Origin of the sequence: Novipirellula aureliae, assembly GCF_007860185.1 — a bacterium.
GTDB classification, from domain to species: Bacteria; Planctomycetota; Planctomycetia; order Pirellulales; family Pirellulaceae; genus Novipirellula_A; species Novipirellula_A aureliae.
In genome coordinates this window covers 602,069-618,250 of record NZ_SJPY01000002.1, presented here as the reverse complement: position 1 = coordinate 618,250, position 16,182 = coordinate 602,069, and the positions used below count along the sequence as shown (strand labels likewise).

The window sequence follows — 16,182 nt, the reverse complement described above, 5'->3', positions numbered from 1 at the left end:
CGAAAAATGAAACCGTTCAATTTGATCCTTGCTGTTTCAATTGCTGCCTTAGCATTTACTTCTTCAAAGACTATCGCAGAGGAACCGCCAGAGATGCCTTCACCATCGTTCGCTGTTCACCCCATTGGGCATTTCAAGAACACTGACGGCCAGACCCGAATCGTCATTGATAAGAAGTTCCAAGCTGGTTTGCTGGGACTCGACGGCTATTCCCATATCCAAGTTTTCTGGTGGTTCAGCAACAATGATACCCCCGAGAAAAGAGCGATCCTCCAAGTTCATCCGAGAGGCAACAAAGACAATCCGCTAACCGGTGTGTTTGCAACTCGATCCCCATTTCGACCGAATCTCATCGCTCTGACGCTCTGTAAAATCGTGTCGATTAAGGACAATGTCATCGAGATCGAGAAAACCGATGCCTTTGATGGCACACCCATTCTCGACATCAAACCTTTCGTTCCCGGCTATGATTCGGTGGAAGACGCCAAGGTCGCCGAGCGGCTGGGGAAGACCGGAGGTTAACGGACTCACGATTACTTTGTCGCCACTCCACGGTACATAAACCCATGGATCTTTGGCGTTTGGGCCATATAGAAACTGTCGATCTCGACGGACGTAAATGGTTGAGTCGAGAACAGTTCAGGCACATCGAGCGTCAACGTGCAACCATCGCCGAAAAATCGCTGAAGTCCATTCAGCCGTCTTTGCCATCGTGATACCTTTTGGTCGGGGCTGATGCCATGTTCCAAGAATAGGATGCGACCACCAGGTTTCAGCACTCGAAACAATTCGGCCATTGCTTGCTTCACATCAGGGATACTGCACAACGTGAGCGTGGTGACGACACAATCAAACGAACCGTCGTCGAACGGAAGCAGCTCACTGCTGATGACTCGCATATCCACTTCCATACCGCTTTGGTCGATGCGACGTCGGAATTGTTTGTTCATCCCCAGATTGGGATCGACGGTAACGATTCGGCGGATATGCTCAGGGTAATACTTCAGGTTCAATCCCGTCCCCACCCCGATCTCCAGAATCTCACCGTCAACACTGGCAAGTTGCTCTTGTCGATATTTCGCCCAGTAGGGCTTGTCCATCACGCAGTCGTATAAGCTTGGAAAAATCAATTTTGAGTAGAGGCCCACCTCGAATCCTTTTCTACACTAGCAGTTTGAAAGATCACAAATGACACAATCAATCCCGAATTCGCAGCAATCTACCACAAGAACAGCGGTAACTACTTGGCAAATAGTGATAGGGCTTCTCATGTGGCTAATCCCGCTTCATGTTTCAACCATGATAGCGATTGTTAACTTAGCAGTCTGCCCATTTGCATTTCCACGCCCGACGACAGACAATGACTAGAATATTATTTTACAAAAAGGACTAGCAATGCGTGCGTGGACAATCTGCATTTTGTTTACTGTGTTTTGCTTTGGCTGCAATCAATCTGAAGAAGCTCGTAAGAAAGAAGCGGAGGCGAAAGAAGCCGAAGCACATCTAAAGTGGATCGAACTTGCCTTGCAAAACTACCATTCAAACCCTGATGATCGCCCACCGTTGAACATCGTGGCTGACCTGTCAGAGATTGCAGACGGTAGCAACCAATTCGCCTTGGACTTGTACCAACAATTGCAAACCAAGGAAGGTAATCTCTTCTTTTCTCCCAGCAGCATATCGACCGCCCTAGCGATGACCTACGCCGGTGCCGCTGGCGAGACGGAGGCTGAAATGGCGAATACGCTGCACATCCAAATGCCCAATGAACGACTGCATGAGGGGATGAAGACGTTGCAAGATTTTTGGAGGTCACCCGACCCTAGCAAAGGAATAAAGCTGAATTTGGCGAATCGCTTGTGGGGCAAGGAAAGCTTCGAATTTCAGCCCGATTTCTTGAGAGTTACTCGTGATCAATACGATGCGGAACTTGCTCAATTGAATTTCGCCCAACGTGAGAACGCTCGTCAAACGATCAACGACTGGGTTGAAGACCAAACCGAGAACAAGATCACGGATCTCATACCAAAAGGTGCAATCACTTCGGACACCAGACTCGTTCTGACGAACGCCGTTTACTTCTACGGCACTTGGAGAGATCCGTTTAAGGAAAGACTCACTAAAGTTGAAGACTTTCACCTCACGGCGACGGACACGATCAAAGCCCCGTTGATGCACCGTGTAGATGAGTTCCAATATGGCGATGTCGATGACATTCAAATCCTCGAATTGCCTTATGGTGATGGCAGCCTGTCGATGGTCGTGTTGCTTCCAAAGGAAGTCGATGGTCTTGCCGACCTTGAAGCGAAACTGAGTTCCCCCAATTTGCAGCGGTGGATGGCGAGTGTCAGGGATGAAGACGAAGTGCGAGTTTTTTTGCCAAAGTTCAAAACAACATCTCAATTCGAAATGAGCAGCACGCTTGAGACCATGGGGATGAAGTCAGCATTTGATCCAGACGCCGCCGACTTCTCTGGCATGACCGGTGGAAGGGATCTGTTTATTTCAGCAGTGATTCACAAAGCCTTTGTTGACGTGAATGAGCAAGGGACCGAGGCGGCTGCGGCGACTGGAATTGTGATGAAACTGGCAGCTGCAATGGAAGAAGAACCGAAACAACCACCCGTGTTCCGAGCGGATCATCCGTTTGTCTTCATGATTCGTGACAACCGGACGCAGGCGATTATGTTTCTAGGAAGAGTATCCAATCCGCTAGAGTAGTATTATTGGATCAACAAAGAGCAGCAAGCGTATTAAGGCATCCCAATCGATGAATGGCACTTACAATCACACGCAGCGATCGCCCTTATGTTTTTTGCTCTATGCACTTGGCGTCATGTTCTTGATCCTGAGTTGGGGGTTTCGCAATGAGCCGGTGATTCAGTGGATGTTCCCGTTCATCGGGATATTGATGTTCTTTTTGGCAGCCTCGTTTCATCACCTAGAGGTCGAAGATGAAGGGGACCAACTATCGATAAGTTTTGGCCCATTACCCTTGTTTCGTCGAACAGTCCCCTATTCGGAGATCGAAAGCGTCGAAATAGGACGAACGACGATCCTTGATGGCTGGGGCATTCACATGAGCCTCAGAGGAGGTTGGGTCTGGAATTTGTGGGGGCGAGATTGTGTGGTTTTGAAACTACGAAAAAGTATCTTGCGTGTTGGCACGGACGATCCTGGTAATCTTGCGGATTTTGTGCAATCTCGGCTCGAAGACCTCAATCGAAATGAACATCACAGCAAACGACACCAATCGTGACCGCAAATCAGCATACGCCACTCCAAAAGTAGATGTGCGTGGTGCCATTTTTCGTGATGACCAGATCTTGCTTGTCAAAGAACGTGCAGATGGATTTCAGTCAATTGCTTCCCATTGATCGGTGCCAGATCAGGTAGTTTTAGCCAGAGGAAATTTAAAGAGATTATGATCGACGAATTAGCTAAACTGGTATCCAAACTGGACGTGATTGTGGTTGAGTTTAGGAAAGGGTGTCCCAAATGACCGATCAAACCAAAGACTTGTTGACTACGCTTTCAAGCATACTGCTGCGATGCTGGATACTTGGTCTTGTCCTACTCTTCGTTGGGTTCGGTACAACCCAATTGATGGGCGAGTTCATGTTCAAGCTTCATGGTCCAATCACCGGGCTGAGCAAACACGAACTTGAATTGATCTTCTACTGTGGAATGGGATTGTTGAAGCTTGGCATCTTCATCTTTTTTCTAATCCCATGGATCTCGATCAAGCTCGTTTTGCGAAAGATCCAGTAGCCTTTAAAGTCGTTAGGTCCGTGTTACATTGGAGACAGGAAAATGGAAATCGAACGAGCAATTGAAGAGTCTTTGGATGGTCCCAAACGGTTACAGGCTGCCATTGCCGGAATGAGCAAAGAGCAACTCGATGCAAAGCCAATTGCGGGCAAGTGGTCAACTCGTGAAGTCGTTTGCCACATCGCCGACTTTGAACCGGTTTACGGAGATCGGATGAAACGAGTACCCACTTCCATTAAACAACTGGACGGCAAGCCGCTATTGTTGATGAGTTCCTCGGAGTCGCCAAACGGGATCACATCGTCTTGGCTTGAATGAAGGATCACCGAGTTCGGCTTGATGGTCGTGACCGTGCCCCAGTTTCGCCATGCGGGGCAAAGCAAAACGAGTGGGGTGTTTCCATTGTCGATGTTCATGGCGACTGCACCGCCACGAGATGAACCAACAATTACATCAGGTTGGTACTGATCGTACTCGGCCTGAGCGGTTCGCACGGCAGCATCGAAATCGTCGTCATCGAGGCTTGGGGTGAGGACTTCGTGTCCACATCTTTTATGTATGTTGGCTTAACGCCGCCAACGACGCTTTGCCGACCGTGGAGGAAAAGGATTTTCATCGAAACACCATTTGGTCAACCCTGAAATGAGCTTTGCATGATTCCCTGACAACGACAATTTTGGTAAGGTTAGCCAATCATAAACCATGTTCCGACACAATGAAGGAACCGTCAAGTGACGAAGCTAAGCGAATCTCTGATGCGGCAGAGTATTTGGGCGTCTCTCCGAACACACTCCGCAACTGGGAGAGAGCCGGAAAGATCGTGGCACATCGGCATCCGGTCAATGATTACCGATTGTTTAGGCGGGAAGAACTTGATGCCCTTTTGACGCAAGTACAGAAACCTCGACCAACAAAGAAACGCTGAGCAATTTCGTCAAAAGATGACTTTGGAAATTGTTTCATGACACCCCCCTACAACACCAAAGAGCAGGTGTACGGCATCTTTTGCGTCAACGGCGACAACAACATCGAGAACCTACGTCGCCTCGACCAAACTTGGAAAGTCCGCCTGATCCAAGAAGAATTCCAATACCTCGTGTTCGACGTGGAGGACGTTTAACCATGAATGATACCGAAATTTATTCTGTGATCACTGGTGACATCGTTAAGTCAACGTTACTTGATACTGGTGACTTTGAATCAGTTCGTGAGTGTTTGCATGACTGGGTTGATGTTGCCAAGAAATGGAAACGGGGTGTTGTCAAAGGCAATGTGGAGTTTTTTCGAGGAGATGCTTGGCAGTTGTTGCTATCAGACGCATCCATGGCACTCAGGGTTGGTGTTCTGCTTCGTGCTGGTCTGATTGCACAGGGAATGGCAGACACACGACTTTCTATTGGAATTGGTCGTGTGGACAGCATCTCTACGAAACGAGTTTCACTGTCCACGGGTGAAGCTTTTGTGTTGTCTGGTCATGCCCTCGATGAGATGAACCAATATTCCAACCTCACAATCAAGTCCCCCGGTTCCACTGGCTTACTTTCAGATTGGCTTCCTGTTGTCGGACAACTTTGTGATGTCGTTGTGTCGGGCTGGACTGCGAGGCAAGCATCGATCATTACATTGGCTTTGAATCCGAAAGACTTCACCCACGAAGAGATGGCAAGCAAGGTAGAGCCAGAGATAACAAAGCAGGCCGTGACTAAGGCATTGGATGGTGCCAATTGGAATGCTCTTCGTAATGCAATCCGAATGTTTGAAAAGACAGATTGGAAAACTGCAATTGGAAGCAGGGCAGGTAAGAAATGATGGAAATAGAACTAAGCCATGCTTGCAACCCAAAACGGTTGCCTAGTGCCATGCAACCCGAATTGCTTCCATTCGATCAGGTGGTTCAATTCAGTTGTATTCAAACGAAAAATACTCAGAAGTCACCAACTTGGATAATACAACCTGAAGTGGTGTTCCAAGCCATGACAACCAAAAAAGGTTGTCTGGTACGAGACAACCAAAAAAGGTTGTCTTGAATAATATGGAAGAAACACTACTTGCATTAATAGCAGCCCATTTCCTAGGGGATTTCCCATTCCAGAACAAAGAGATGGTGGATAACAAAAGACAATGGAAGATTTTGTTGCTCCATGTTGGCATCATCACCATCATGTCTTTTATCTTACTGGGTAACTTTCACTTTTTCCTTCTGTTGGGAGTCTTTGGAAGCCATCTGATTTTTGACAAACTCAAGATCAGCCTAAATGAAGACAAATGGCTGTACTTTGTCGTTGACCAGATTGCTCATGTCATCGCTTTGATCGCACTTAGCTACTTTTGCCACGACGTGGCAGCCAATGGATGGTGGCCGAAGTTCTTTGCGTCGTCTTACCTTCCATGGTTCTACGCTACCCAATGCCTTATTGCTGGCTATATCGTCGTAGTACCGGCTGGTGGCATCCTGATTGGAAAGCTAACTGTTCCAATCAGAAGAGAGATCGAGAAGGAAAGTGAGATTGTACTTAGGAAATCTGAAAAGCCCGCAACCGACAACGGAAGTCCTGAGAGTGACTATTTAACAGAAGGTCTCACAAACGGAGGGATGTACATTGGTTGGCTAGAGCGATTCCTGACCATGCTCCTTATTCTGATTGGGCATCCAACAGGCATTGGCTTCCTCATCGCAGCAAAATCAATTCTCCGTTTTGGTGAGATCAAAGAGTCTCGTCATCGAAAACTGGCTGAATACATCATCATTGGGACGTTTCTTAGCTTTGGTTGGGCACTGTTAATGTCAGTGGCTACCAAGAAGTCCGTTGATCATTGGATTCCAGCTACATCTCAAAAGCCCGAGCCTGCCAGAGTCATCATCGAGTATCAGCCACCAATGACCACACCGGCAGTAACACAATCAATGTCAATAGCACCAGCAACGACAGCACTACTGCCAACAACAGCAACAACGGAACCGGCAACTCCAGTCAAAATGAACCAGACTGACACAGAGCCACAGCAAGCCACCCCACCTTCAGCGAACGATGATACGGCTGACAAAGACGAAACGGCAAAAGACGCTAACGAAGAAGAAGCGGATGAAGCTGCAAACGATGATGATGAAAAAAATGCAGATAGAGAAGACAAATGAAATAGTAAAGAACAGAGCAGCAAAGAAGAAGAACGCACCACTCCGATTCGACGAGACACTAGTCCTGAATCAGTGGATGTTGTCGCTGTTTAATGTTGGCAGTTTCGAGAAACTGGCTGAAGAATACGACCAATAGAGAACCGGCAGGCAAGACCAATCACGGTCTTGGGACATAAGTGTATTCCCCGAATTGTTGGAAGTCTTCTTTCATCAAGTGACTGCGAACGCTTCGTAGGTTGTACTGCAGCAACTCATCGAGTTTGATCGTTTGCTTTTCTGTCATGTTCTCGGGCCGCTTCAGGAGTACCCAGCGACAGCCCTTAAGCATTGCTTCAAAACCGTCTGCTTTGAGTTGTTTGACTTCCGCAGCGCGGACCTTGTCGATTGCCTTGCTCATTTTTTGCATCACATGAAAGCGGTCCAGAACATGAATCGCGTCAGGCACTTTCTTGGCGATAACTTTCACGTAAGCCTGCCACAAATCGCTGCAAACAAATTGAATCTGGGAGTAGCGATCTTTGCCAAGAAAACGAAAGAAACGAAGTAGAGTCTTGGGGGTCCGGTCGGGACCAACCCACAGCAAACGTTTTCGCCCTTCATCGATTTGGTAAACCAACGTTTGGTACTTATGCCCCTTTTTCCACTGGACCTCATCCACCCCAATCGACTCGATCCCTGAAAGGTCGCGATGCTTTTTTCCCCAGGAAACAGCATGTTCTACCGAGTTGTAGACATACTCCCAACACATCCCAAAACAACTCGACACCTCCTTCCAGCTCATCCGACGAGCCCATCCGGCCAGGAACCATCTCAATTCTGCTGTCAAAGGACTTTTCCCATCTGCCCAAGGAACGTACTCCACTTTCACCCCACACGTTGGACAATTGACTCGTCGCATGGTGTAAATTAGCACGACGGGAATCATCCACAACGGAATAAAGTCAAACCGACGCGGCTGTGGCATCGTGTCATAGCCGCCGCACCGCATGCCACAGCCAGAGCACCGAGCGAGTCCGTTTTCACGAGGACGCATTGTGACTTCAATCCATAATTCAATATCATTTTCAGAGAATTGAACTCGATCGACAACAAAAGGCTTGTAGTTTGTCACGCGATTGAAGGTAGTCTTTAGTTGCATCGGGTTGGCTCTTGGTTGATTGGCAGGTTTAGTCACCAATACCAATAATCACTTTGCCAGCCTGATGCATTCAAAAAATAGAAAAAGGGGCGGCCCCATTCTGCGGAGCCCCGAGAGAGTGTTTGCTTACGGCTGACCAATCGACAATCGTACGAACCAAACAAGTCGCGCAAATCATAAATCAACCCACTAATTCTTCTGAAGAGCCAAAAAAATAGGCACTTAGGAAAATCCCAAGTGCCTTTTTAAGGATGGAGGCGGCGGGAATTGAACCCGCGTCCCGCGATGCATCCACGAGACCGTCTACGTGTGTAGTCAAACTATTTATGGTCTCTCGAAGAGACCTTTTCGCTTCATGCGGCACTGTTTGACAGGTTCCGCACTCCGCTAACTCGAATCGAATTTAACCCTCTGCGTCTCGAGTAGGACAGCGGGCGATCCGGAATTGTGACGGACATTCAGGCGACTCCGGCGGTCCCCATCAGTCCGGGCTGCCTGTTATTAGGCGGCCATTGCGAAACTTTCGTCTGCAAGTAAAGTTTTTGATCAGCTTTTAACGTGGCCAACTGATCAACCACGACACGCGAGCCTTGCTTCTTGTCATCCGGTCGAATCCAAATCGCCCCCGGTTGGTGAATCTACTTGTCTCAATTGTAGCAATCTCGGATCGATTTGACAACGGTATCGCGTCAGGATTCCGGCTAACCGGCTAACGGGCGAACGGCAAACCGGCTAACTCTATTTTTGTCTTCGTCGCGTAAATCGAACTTCGAAAAGATCTCATGCGATTGTCGGCTTCGCTCCGCTAAGCAGTTGTCGCTTCGCTCTTGAGACGCTATTTTCATCGCATGAGTGAACGGCGTCACTTCATCCTATTTTTTCTATTTGGCTTTCGTCGCAGCTAATTCGATCTAACTCACTCTGGTTTTGTGAACACACTTCGTACGTTTTTGGCGTCCTTTGACCTTCGCGCCTCCGGCAAATGGATTGTTTTGTCGTCACTTGTTGGAGTGGTCGCTGGTCTTGGGGCGATCGCTTTCCAGGCTCTCGGGCAATTGGTCGTCCATATGACGTTGGCCCAATATGCGGGCTACACGCCCCCTGAGGCAGCGGGTGAACATGCCCTTTTCGCACATCCCGAGGGGCCACTGGCTCCTTGGATGATCGTCTTGATCATGGTTCTCGGTGGTTTGGTTTGCGGCTTGCTTATCTACACGTTTGCTCCTGAGGCGGAAGGTCACGGGACCGATGCCGCGATCGATGCATTCCACAACAAACGTGGTGGTATCCGAGGTCGAATTCCGTTCGTGAAGACGATCGCATCTGCGATCACTTTGGGCACAGGCGGTAGTGGTGGACGCGAGGGACCGATCGCCCAAATCGGGGCTGGTTTTGGTTCCTGGTTGGCGACGAAGCTTCAGTTGTCGCACCGTGATCGCCGCATCTGTTTGGCCGCTGGTATGGGGGCGGGTGTGGGAGCGATCTTCCGTGCTCCTCTAGCAGGCGCCGTTTTTGCTGGCGAAATCCTTTACAGCGATGCCGATATGGAAGCGGATGTCATCGTTCCGGCGGCGACCGCTTCGATTGTTGCCTATAGCGTTTTCACGCAGTCGTTGCCCGTGGAAACTCGCTTCATGCCGCTTTTCGGTGACACACTTGAACACCCCTTCAACTCGCCGGTCGAGTTGATCCCCTACACCTTTTTGGCGATCGTTTTGACGTTGGTGGGGCTCGTTTACGTGAAGACGTTTTATGGAACTCATAATGTTTTCAAGAAAATCCCAATCATCCCGCACATCAAACCTGCGATCGGTGCTGGATTGGCCGGCTTAATCGCCTTGGCACTCCTAGAAGTTTTTGGTGGCGACGTTCGGGTACTCGCTACACTTGGCACCGGCTATGGTACTTTACAAGTCGCGCTTACCGAAGCGTCACAGATAGGCATCCCGCTGCTACTAGCGATTGCGTTTTGTAAAATATTGACCACTTCCCTGACGATTAGTTCCGGCGGTTCGGGAGGCGTTTTCGGTCCTTCGATGGTGATCGGCGGATGTGTGGGCGCAGCGGTTGGATTGGGGTTTGAACAGATTTGGCCATCGGTGGTTACCGAACCCGAGGCATTCGCTGTCGTGGGAATGGCTGGCTTTTTTGCCGGAGTCGCGCGGGCACCCGTGTCAACCATTATCATGGTTCGCGCAATGACAGGCGATTACGGTCTACTCGTTCCAACGATGTTGGTCGTAACTCTTACCTTTGTAACGAGCCAAAATTGGACGCTGTACCGCAAGCAAGTGCCAACGCGAATGGATTCCAAGGCGCATCGGGGCGACTTCATTATCGACGTTCTCGAGGGACTTCTTGTGAAAGATGTCTTTCGACCGGAACGCAAAATTAAGCTGATTTCCGAAGGCACAAAGCTCGATGATATCGTGCATCGCCTCGCTCGAGACCACCAACATTACTTTCCAGTCGTCGACGACCGAGGTGCGATGGTCGGGATTTTTACCGACAACGACGTGCGGTCTTATTTGTATGATGATGCGTTGTGGGAATTGGCGGTCGCACGAGATATCATGGTCACCGATTTTGTTTCGGTCAGTCCTGCCGATGACTTGAATACGACGCTGAAACGGTTCACTTCGATGAATGTCGAAGAATTGCCCGTGATGGATCCGAACAACAAAAAACAACTACTTGGAATGGTTCGCCGAAAAGAGGTTATCTCTGCCTACAACGAACGCTTGATGGAACACAAAGAAGCGGCTGCGGAATAGACGGGCTCCGCCGCCATCGGTAGCTCGGGACGAAAGCCTCAAGACGATCTTGCTACGTTGAACGTCGCTCGGTAGAGAGCATTGCGATGGTCGATTCTAAATCGAACTCATCTTCGTCGGCTTGTGCAAGTTCGACTTCACGGACGTAGGAATGAATTGCTCGAGGATTGAATCTGGCCAAGACTTCATCATCAGCAGCATGGGTGAATACTGTTTGAGGGGCTTCATCGACTGGCGTCGGCTGCTCGGGTGTAGACTTCGTCTCTGATCGGTGGTTTGCGAGGACAATGTCTTGTGCAAGTGTCGTCACGATCTGCTCGGCGGCTGGGGGCGGGGAGGATACTTCGCTGAGGAAGTTGATGATTACCAATGCGTCATTCGCCGTTAGCTTGCCTTCTCCCGTTGGATCCAGAAATTTCGAAATCGAGAAATCGACTACACTGGCGGGATCGATCAACGTCCCGTCCGCCCCCGAAAACACGGGGTCGCTCAGCGCGTTGATAATCGCCAACGCATCCGCTGCGGAGACGTTACCAGAATTGTTCACATCGAAACGGTTCAGCGGGTTGGTCCAGTTGAGTCCTGATATCTCTAAGCTGGCGGAGTCGGATTTGACTTGGACGGCCAATTTGCCATCAATGACTCGAGTGCCCGTGACCGCATACCGGTTGTCGCGGTTGTTGGTGGTGTCAACTGATAGCTCGAGCATATCACTTCGGTCCATCTGGACCCGCAGTGTCTTACCTGCATCGGGGATTCCCGTGACATCGCTTTCTTGAAGGATGAGCTTACCAGAGGCCGCGGCCAACAGATCGATGATTTCGAATCCCACGATTGAGTTGGCTGGCAAGCTGGCCACATCCAGGATGGGGCTTGTTCCCGACAAAACTAACGTGTCGTTGCCCGCGTCTGCGTTTAAGAAGATTCCGTTTGTAAAGACGCTGGGCGACGCGGTCAGGATCAACGTGCCGTCATCGTCACCGCCTAGATAGTCTAGGTATCCAACCGCGGATAGCGGCCCGCGAAACAGAAACGTTTGGTCCTGGCGAGCGATCACTTCACCGCCGATCGATTCAATGGTCATCGCTGCCGAAGAGACGGATGTTAGCTCTAAGATGCTGGCGTTTGCGGTTTCGACTAACGCCATGTAATCTTCGACTTCGCCGTTGTCGGCTTTGCCGGTCGGCAGCAGATTGCCAACGGTGCTAAGGCGAAATCTCGCCCCCGTGCTACCCGCTGTTGCACCGGCGGGAATTTGATAACTGACCACATTGCTCCCGGCGACCACATCAACGCTATCGAGAATGTGTTCGCTCTCTTGCCAAATTCCGTCTTGGTCAAAATCGATCCAAGCATCCACTTTCCCTGCGGCCGACGCGATCACTTCAAAGCTGGATGTGATCACGGTATCCGATGTCGTGAAGATATTGGCCAGCACAAACACACCGTCCTCGTCGGCGGTATTGTCGTTGTCATCGCCACCGATGTCGCCTTGTCCGGCTTGAGCGTCAGGGATGCCGTCCGTTTCGGCGTCGATTAGCGAGCCTAGAAACAAGTCGCTGATTTCATGGCGGGCACCATCTTGGGCAATCGTGACAGGGTAATCTGCGGCCAAGCCTGTCTGGGCGGCTGTGGGGGCATCGCCGAAATCGAGATCGAGACCACCCGTGACACCAGCGACATTGAGTTCGAAGACTTGTGTGTCAGTCAGTCCATCGCCATCGGTCACGGTCATCGTGATCGTGGCTTTTCCGGATTGATTTGGCAGGGGAGTGACGGTGATCGCGCGACCGATACCGGTGCCCGAGAGGGTGAGGTTGGCAGCGGAGTTCGGAACCAGTGCGGTATTGGAAGACGTCGCAGTGATCGTCAAATCATCGACATCGGTTTGCGCATCGAAGACGGTTAGCGGAATCGACGACGTCGCCGTATTGACCGCGATGCTTTGCGCGTCCACTTGCGAAAGCGTAGGCGAATCGTCAGCGATGCCGGTCAACTTATAACCCAGGTCCAACATGATGCCACGCTCGATCGGATGAAATTCACGCGCGCTTAATCCCTTGAAGGCAATCGATGTCATCATATGAGTCCGGCTACTGATTCCGGCCGCATCGTCATCGAGATGCGAAACACTGTCGCTGATATTGAAAACGGAAGGGGAATACAATGGCACGGGCGATCCGCCATTGGCTGCCATCGCATGGGGACCGATAAAGGTTAGCGAGTTGGACTTTGCCGCGTCCCAGCGAGGTTTGTCCACCAGGAATGTGACCGGATCAATGATCGCTACGCCGCTACTGTCGGCGACAAATTGGTCGTACGGTCCCCAAACATTGTCTCGCCCGCGCAAGTCCGATTTTCCATCGGAGCGAATATTGCCAAAGAAGCCGAAAGCGTGCGTTAGCTCATGCAGCATCGTCGCGTGGAAGTCTTGTTGGTTGCTATTGATCGAATCGCCAAACGCGAAATTATTGCGGTTGCTAAAGTTAACACCCATTGAGGCAACCGCACGCGAGTTGTTCACGCCGGTAAGCAATTCAACCTCGAGTGGCGATGGGTTGCCAAAGCCGGGGTTACTTGTGCTCGGATAATAGCCGCCAGCACTCGCCAGGACGGTGGTGTTTTCATTTGGAGTGAACGGATCGACTTCAATGTCGATTACGCCACTGTGGTCAAACCAGCTTGTGAATGTCCTGCCTGCACGCTCGAGTGCATCGCGTCTTGCCTGGCCCAACACAGGATCGTCAAACCCGGTGCCGCTATCGAGATAGATAAAGTTGATACTCAAGTTCGATGGATCAACCGTGATCACAAACTGCGATTGATCGGTCAACCCGCCTGGATCGGTCACCGTGACAGTGATCGTACTGGTTCCCGATTCAGCCTCGGCCGGATTCACGATCAGGGTGCGGTTACCGGCAACGCCCGCGAGCGTGATGGCGGAACTGGGGACCAACGTTTCGTTGGAAGAAACGACGTTAAGGGTGAGCTTGTCCGCGGACGATTGCTCGTCAAACAGAGTAAATGCGATCGGCTTCGTGGGCGTATTGATGGGAACGCGCAGGTCGCCCAGAAAGGAAACATTCGGAGCGGTGTTTTCGACTTCGATTTGGGATTCAAAGGCACCGATATCGATGACATTGTTGACGATCCGAGCAAACGATTCGCCACGTTGGTCGAAGGCGGACACGGTTGCACCACTACCAACCACCGAGTTGTAGAGCGTGATCTGGGCAGCCGTTCCAGCCGATGCTTCGTTGAACCCGCGATCATCTTCGAAGAACCGTACTATTTTGTTTGGTCCCGACAAGACGGCAAGATCGGATGAATCGGTAAAGCGAATCGCTTCACTACCATTCAGATAACCGACGACCAATTTTGTCGCATGATCACGAGTGAACAGAAGCGTTTGCTTAACATCCGGCTGGATTGTGCCACCGGAAGCGACCGATCCGGAGGAACCATAAAAGTTCAGCTGATTGGCTCTGACATAAAGACCCGAATCGAGTTCGCTATTTTTGAAGTCGATAATCTTTTTGTACGAATCCACTTCACTCAACGAAAAAGTGATTTCGATACTGTAAGTCGCCGCATCAATGTTCGCGCCCGAAAGGGTCAACCCTTGATTGGGTCCGAACTGGTATCCACTGGCGGTGACCGCGCCGCCGAGAGAAACAAGGGAACTGCCGTTGTTCGCATCATCAAGTGAACTGGTTAAGTCATAGGTGTGCTCCGGCGTCGTCGATTGGGCATCGAACCCTGCATCGATAGCGGGGCTGTCAGCAAGCAGTGCGTGTGTTGCGGTAGGCCCACCATTGCTTTCAAGCGATCCCAATTTTGGGTCATCGGAACTGGCGATCACATCATCAGGTAAGCCGTCATGTCGCTCGATTAAATTCGCCTTGCCAGTAACACTGCCGCCGTCGTTGACCACATCCGAACGATCGAACTGTGAATTCGCCACGATCGTGTTGGTCAGGCTCAGGCTTGCCGTCCCGGAGCTGTCCTGCAAGTGATAGACCCCGCCTCCTTGTGATTCACCACCGTCACCGAAATTGCCCGCGCGAGCCAGGTTGTCGACAATCGTCGTTTGCGAGATGGTGACGTTGCCGCTTCGGTTGAAGACCGCTCCTCCGAATCCGGATCCTGACTGACCTTGAAAACTCGTTCCCCGAGCATTTCCCTCTCCCCCCATTCCGCCGACGGCAGAGTTTGCCGAGAGAGTGCTGTTGCGAATCGAGACCGTCCCAAAGTTATTGAAAATGGCTCCACCGAGTCCAGCGCCGCCACCACCTCCGGCGCTGCGTCCCTCTCCGCCAGCAAAGCCTCCGTCGGCGGCATCCTGAGTGACCACATTCTCGCCACCCGCCGAATCTCCTACGCCTCCACCTCCGCCACCAAAACCGCCGCCACCGCCGCTGCCGCCGCCAGCTAACGTGTCGGGCGCGAAGGTGGTCATTTGGCTAAAACCACCGCCTCCGCCACCCGCCCCAAATGCGGTTGTCGCGTTTCCATCGTCCCCAAATTGAACCGTGAATCGACCGATCGGACGACCGGCGCCGGTTGTCTTGTTTCCTCCGCCGCCCGATCCATCGACACCAGTTGCTCCGGTGTCCGTGGTCGAATCGGCTGCATCGCGGCGGATGGACCCGCCAGCGGCACCGCCGCCGCCAAGTCCATCGATACCACTACGTCCGCCCGCTCCGCCGCGAGCGACGTTGTTGGTTAAGGTTGAATCGACGATGTGGAGTACGCCAACATTAAAAATCGCGCCGCCAAATCCGCCACCACCACCGCCACCTCCACCGTCCGCGTCACCACCTTTTCCGCCGACCGCTTCTCCACCGGATACGGTTAGCGTGTCGAGCGTCAATGTTCCTGACGACTCGACGAAAAACAACCTCGCGTCACCGTCATCGGTATCTCGAGATATTTCCAGCGGACCAACGATGGTGATATCGGAAGAAATGGTCAGCATGGTATTTCCGAATTCGCTGTTTACTTTATCCCGAAGTTCCAACCGGGAGCCTTGAAGCTGCGAAGCGAAAGAGATGATGTCCGCATCAGGATTCGCATTGGCTTGGGTGATCGCTTCGCGCAAACTCGTTTGCGAATCCGCTTGGACAACATCGTCGAGTGTGTTGACGATGATCGAAGCGAGTAGGCGACGGTTTTCGAGCGATTCGAGACGGAGACGCCGACGGTGATTGCTGCGAAGTACACGTTTACCCAGATGGCGAACGGAGCGCCGGTGATGAGAGTTGAGGGAGGAGGTAAATGTCATGGTAATCATTTCACAATTTGTAAGAAGAAGTATGCATTGAAGTTGTTCGACGTCTCGAGCAATCTCTAAATTCACAACG

Annotated in this window: 15 protein-coding genes and 1 other RNA gene; 11 read left to right on the top strand and 5 right to left on the bottom strand. The window is 51.1% G+C overall.

What is annotated here, in order from left to right:
• The first annotated feature begins 6 nt into the window (after positions 1 to 6).
• Entirely contained in the window at positions 7 to 522 is a 516-nt protein-coding gene (tsaA, locus tag Q31b_RS08060) for a tRNA (N6-threonylcarbamoyladenosine(37)-N6)-methyltransferase TrmO (protein WP_197171150.1), read from the top strand.
• 11 nt (positions 523 to 533) lie between these two features.
• Here the strand turns inward: tsaA and Q31b_RS08055 are convergent, their stop codons facing one another.
• A complete protein-coding gene (locus Q31b_RS08055; RefSeq protein ID WP_197171148.1) occupies positions 534 to 1,100 on the bottom strand; it encodes a class I SAM-dependent methyltransferase in 567 nt (188 codons plus the stop codon).
• 295 nt (positions 1,101 to 1,395) lie between these two features.
• Here Q31b_RS08055 and Q31b_RS08050 point away from each other — a divergent pair, with 295 nt between their 5' ends.
• The 4 genes from Q31b_RS08050 to Q31b_RS08030 all read left to right on the top strand — a co-directional run bounded on the left by Q31b_RS08050 (position 1,396) and on the right by Q31b_RS08030 (position 4,089).
• Entirely contained in the window at positions 1,396 to 2,721 is a 1,326-nt protein-coding gene (locus tag Q31b_RS08050; protein ID WP_146599153.1) for a serpin family protein, read from the top strand.
• Positions 2,722 to 2,770: 49 nt separating this feature from the next.
• Complete coding sequence (locus tag Q31b_RS08045; RefSeq protein WP_146599152.1) at positions 2,771 to 3,259, top strand: hypothetical protein; 489 nt, start codon at positions 2,771 to 2,773, stop codon at positions 3,257 to 3,259.
• A gap of 239 nt (positions 3,260 to 3,498) precedes the next feature.
• Positions 3,499 to 3,771, top strand: coding sequence for a DUF6868 family protein (locus tag Q31b_RS08035; protein ID WP_146599151.1), 273 nt, complete (start codon positions 3,499 to 3,501; stop codon positions 3,769 to 3,771).
• A gap of 42 nt (positions 3,772 to 3,813) precedes the next feature.
• Positions 3,814 to 4,089, top strand: coding sequence for a DinB family protein (locus Q31b_RS08030; RefSeq protein WP_146599150.1), 276 nt, complete (start codon positions 3,814 to 3,816; stop codon positions 4,087 to 4,089).
• A gap of 130 nt (positions 4,090 to 4,219) precedes the next feature.
• Here the strand turns inward: Q31b_RS08030 and Q31b_RS28915 are convergent, their stop codons facing one another.
• Entirely contained in the window at positions 4,220 to 4,387 is a 168-nt protein-coding gene (locus Q31b_RS28915; protein WP_231617393.1) for a hypothetical protein, read from the bottom strand.
• A 99-nt stretch (positions 4,388 to 4,486) separates the two neighbouring features.
• Here Q31b_RS28915 and Q31b_RS08020 point away from each other — a divergent pair, with 99 nt between their 5' ends.
• The 5 genes from Q31b_RS08020 to Q31b_RS28020 all read left to right on the top strand — a co-directional run bounded on the left by Q31b_RS08020 (position 4,487) and on the right by Q31b_RS28020 (position 7,043).
• Complete coding sequence (locus Q31b_RS08020) at positions 4,487 to 4,696, top strand: helix-turn-helix domain-containing protein (protein ID WP_146599149.1); 210 nt, start codon at positions 4,487 to 4,489, stop codon at positions 4,694 to 4,696.
• Between the two features lie 36 nt (positions 4,697 to 4,732).
• Complete coding sequence (locus Q31b_RS28025) at positions 4,733 to 4,891, top strand: hypothetical protein (protein ID WP_197171146.1); 159 nt, start codon at positions 4,733 to 4,735, stop codon at positions 4,889 to 4,891.
• Positions 4,892 to 4,893: 2 nt separating this feature from the next.
• Positions 4,894 to 5,580, top strand: a complete 687-nt coding sequence (locus Q31b_RS08015; protein WP_146599148.1) for a hypothetical protein — start codon at positions 4,894 to 4,896, stop codon at positions 5,578 to 5,580.
• A gap of 223 nt (positions 5,581 to 5,803) precedes the next feature.
• On the top strand, positions 5,804 to 6,907 hold the full coding sequence (locus Q31b_RS08010) for a DUF3307 domain-containing protein (RefSeq protein WP_231617425.1): 1,104 nt from the start codon (positions 5,804 to 5,806) through the stop codon (positions 6,905 to 6,907).
• Positions 6,870 to 7,043 (top strand): hypothetical protein, encoded by a 174-nt coding sequence (locus Q31b_RS28020; protein ID WP_197171267.1) that lies wholly within the window; start codon positions 6,870 to 6,872, stop codon positions 7,041 to 7,043. Before Q31b_RS08010 ends, Q31b_RS28020 begins: the two co-directional genes overlap by 38 nt.
• A gap of 21 nt (positions 7,044 to 7,064) precedes the next feature.
• Here Q31b_RS28020 and Q31b_RS08005 read toward each other — a convergent pair whose 3' ends face one another.
• Both Q31b_RS08005 and ssrA read right to left on the bottom strand, forming a co-directional pair.
• Positions 7,065 to 8,045, bottom strand: coding sequence for an ISL3 family transposase (locus Q31b_RS08005; protein WP_146599146.1), 981 nt, complete (start codon positions 8,043 to 8,045; stop codon positions 7,065 to 7,067).
• Positions 8,046 to 8,294: 249 nt separating this feature from the next.
• Positions 8,295 to 8,672: a transfer-messenger RNA gene (gene ssrA / locus Q31b_RS08000) on the bottom strand.
• A 302-nt stretch (positions 8,673 to 8,974) separates the two neighbouring features.
• On the opposite strand from ssrA, the gene Q31b_RS07995 reads away from it, so the two are divergent.
• Positions 8,975 to 10,819: a chloride channel protein gene (locus Q31b_RS07995; protein ID WP_146599145.1), complete on the top strand. Its 1,845-nt coding sequence runs from the start codon at positions 8,975 to 8,977 to the stop codon at positions 10,817 to 10,819.
• A 52-nt stretch (positions 10,820 to 10,871) separates the two neighbouring features.
• On the opposite strand, the gene Q31b_RS29330 is transcribed toward Q31b_RS07995, so the two are convergent.
• Positions 10,872 to 16,112, bottom strand: coding sequence for a choice-of-anchor Q domain-containing protein (locus tag Q31b_RS29330; protein WP_146599144.1), 5,241 nt, complete (start codon positions 16,110 to 16,112; stop codon positions 10,872 to 10,874).
• Positions 16,113 to 16,182 lie beyond the last annotated feature (70 nt).

Bases quoted from the DNA above. Each gene is read 5' to 3' on its own strand.
- Q31b_RS08030 (WP_146599150.1), top strand. From the start codon at position 3,814: ATGGAAATCGAACGAGCAATTGAAGAGTCTTTGGATGGTCCCAAACGG.
- Q31b_RS28915 (WP_231617393.1), bottom strand. From the start codon at position 4,387: ATGAAAATCCTTTTCCTCCACGGTCGGCAAAGCGTCGTTGGCGGCGTT.
- Q31b_RS28020 (WP_197171267.1), top strand. From the start codon at position 6,870: ATGATGATGAAAAAAATGCAGATAGAGAAGACAAATGAAATAGTAAAG.
- Q31b_RS08045 (WP_146599152.1), top strand. From the start codon at position 2,771: ATGAATGGCACTTACAATCACACGCAGCGATCGCCCTTATGTTTTTTG.
- Q31b_RS08010 (WP_231617425.1), top strand. From the start codon at position 5,804: ATGGAAGAAACACTACTTGCATTAATAGCAGCCCATTTCCTAGGGGAT.
- tsaA (WP_197171150.1), top strand. From the start codon at position 7: ATGAAACCGTTCAATTTGATCCTTGCTGTTTCAATTGCTGCCTTAGCA.
- Q31b_RS08020 (WP_146599149.1), top strand. From the start codon at position 4,487: ATGAAGGAACCGTCAAGTGACGAAGCTAAGCGAATCTCTGATGCGGCA.
- Q31b_RS08055 (WP_197171148.1), bottom strand. From the start codon at position 1,100: ATGGACAAGCCCTACTGGGCGAAATATCGACAAGAGCAACTTGCCAGT.
- Q31b_RS08035 (WP_146599151.1), top strand. From the start codon at position 3,499: ATGACCGATCAAACCAAAGACTTGTTGACTACGCTTTCAAGCATACTG.
- Q31b_RS08015 (WP_146599148.1), top strand. From the start codon at position 4,894: ATGAATGATACCGAAATTTATTCTGTGATCACTGGTGACATCGTTAAG.
- Q31b_RS08005 (WP_146599146.1), bottom strand. From the start codon at position 8,045: ATGCAACTAAAGACTACCTTCAATCGCGTGACAAACTACAAGCCTTTT.
- Q31b_RS08050 (WP_146599153.1), top strand. From the start codon at position 1,396: ATGCGTGCGTGGACAATCTGCATTTTGTTTACTGTGTTTTGCTTTGGC.
- Q31b_RS28025 (WP_197171146.1), top strand. From the start codon at position 4,733: ATGACACCCCCCTACAACACCAAAGAGCAGGTGTACGGCATCTTTTGC.
- Q31b_RS29330 (WP_146599144.1), bottom strand. From the start codon at position 16,112: ATGATTACCATGACATTTACCTCCTCCCTCAACTCTCATCACCGGCGC.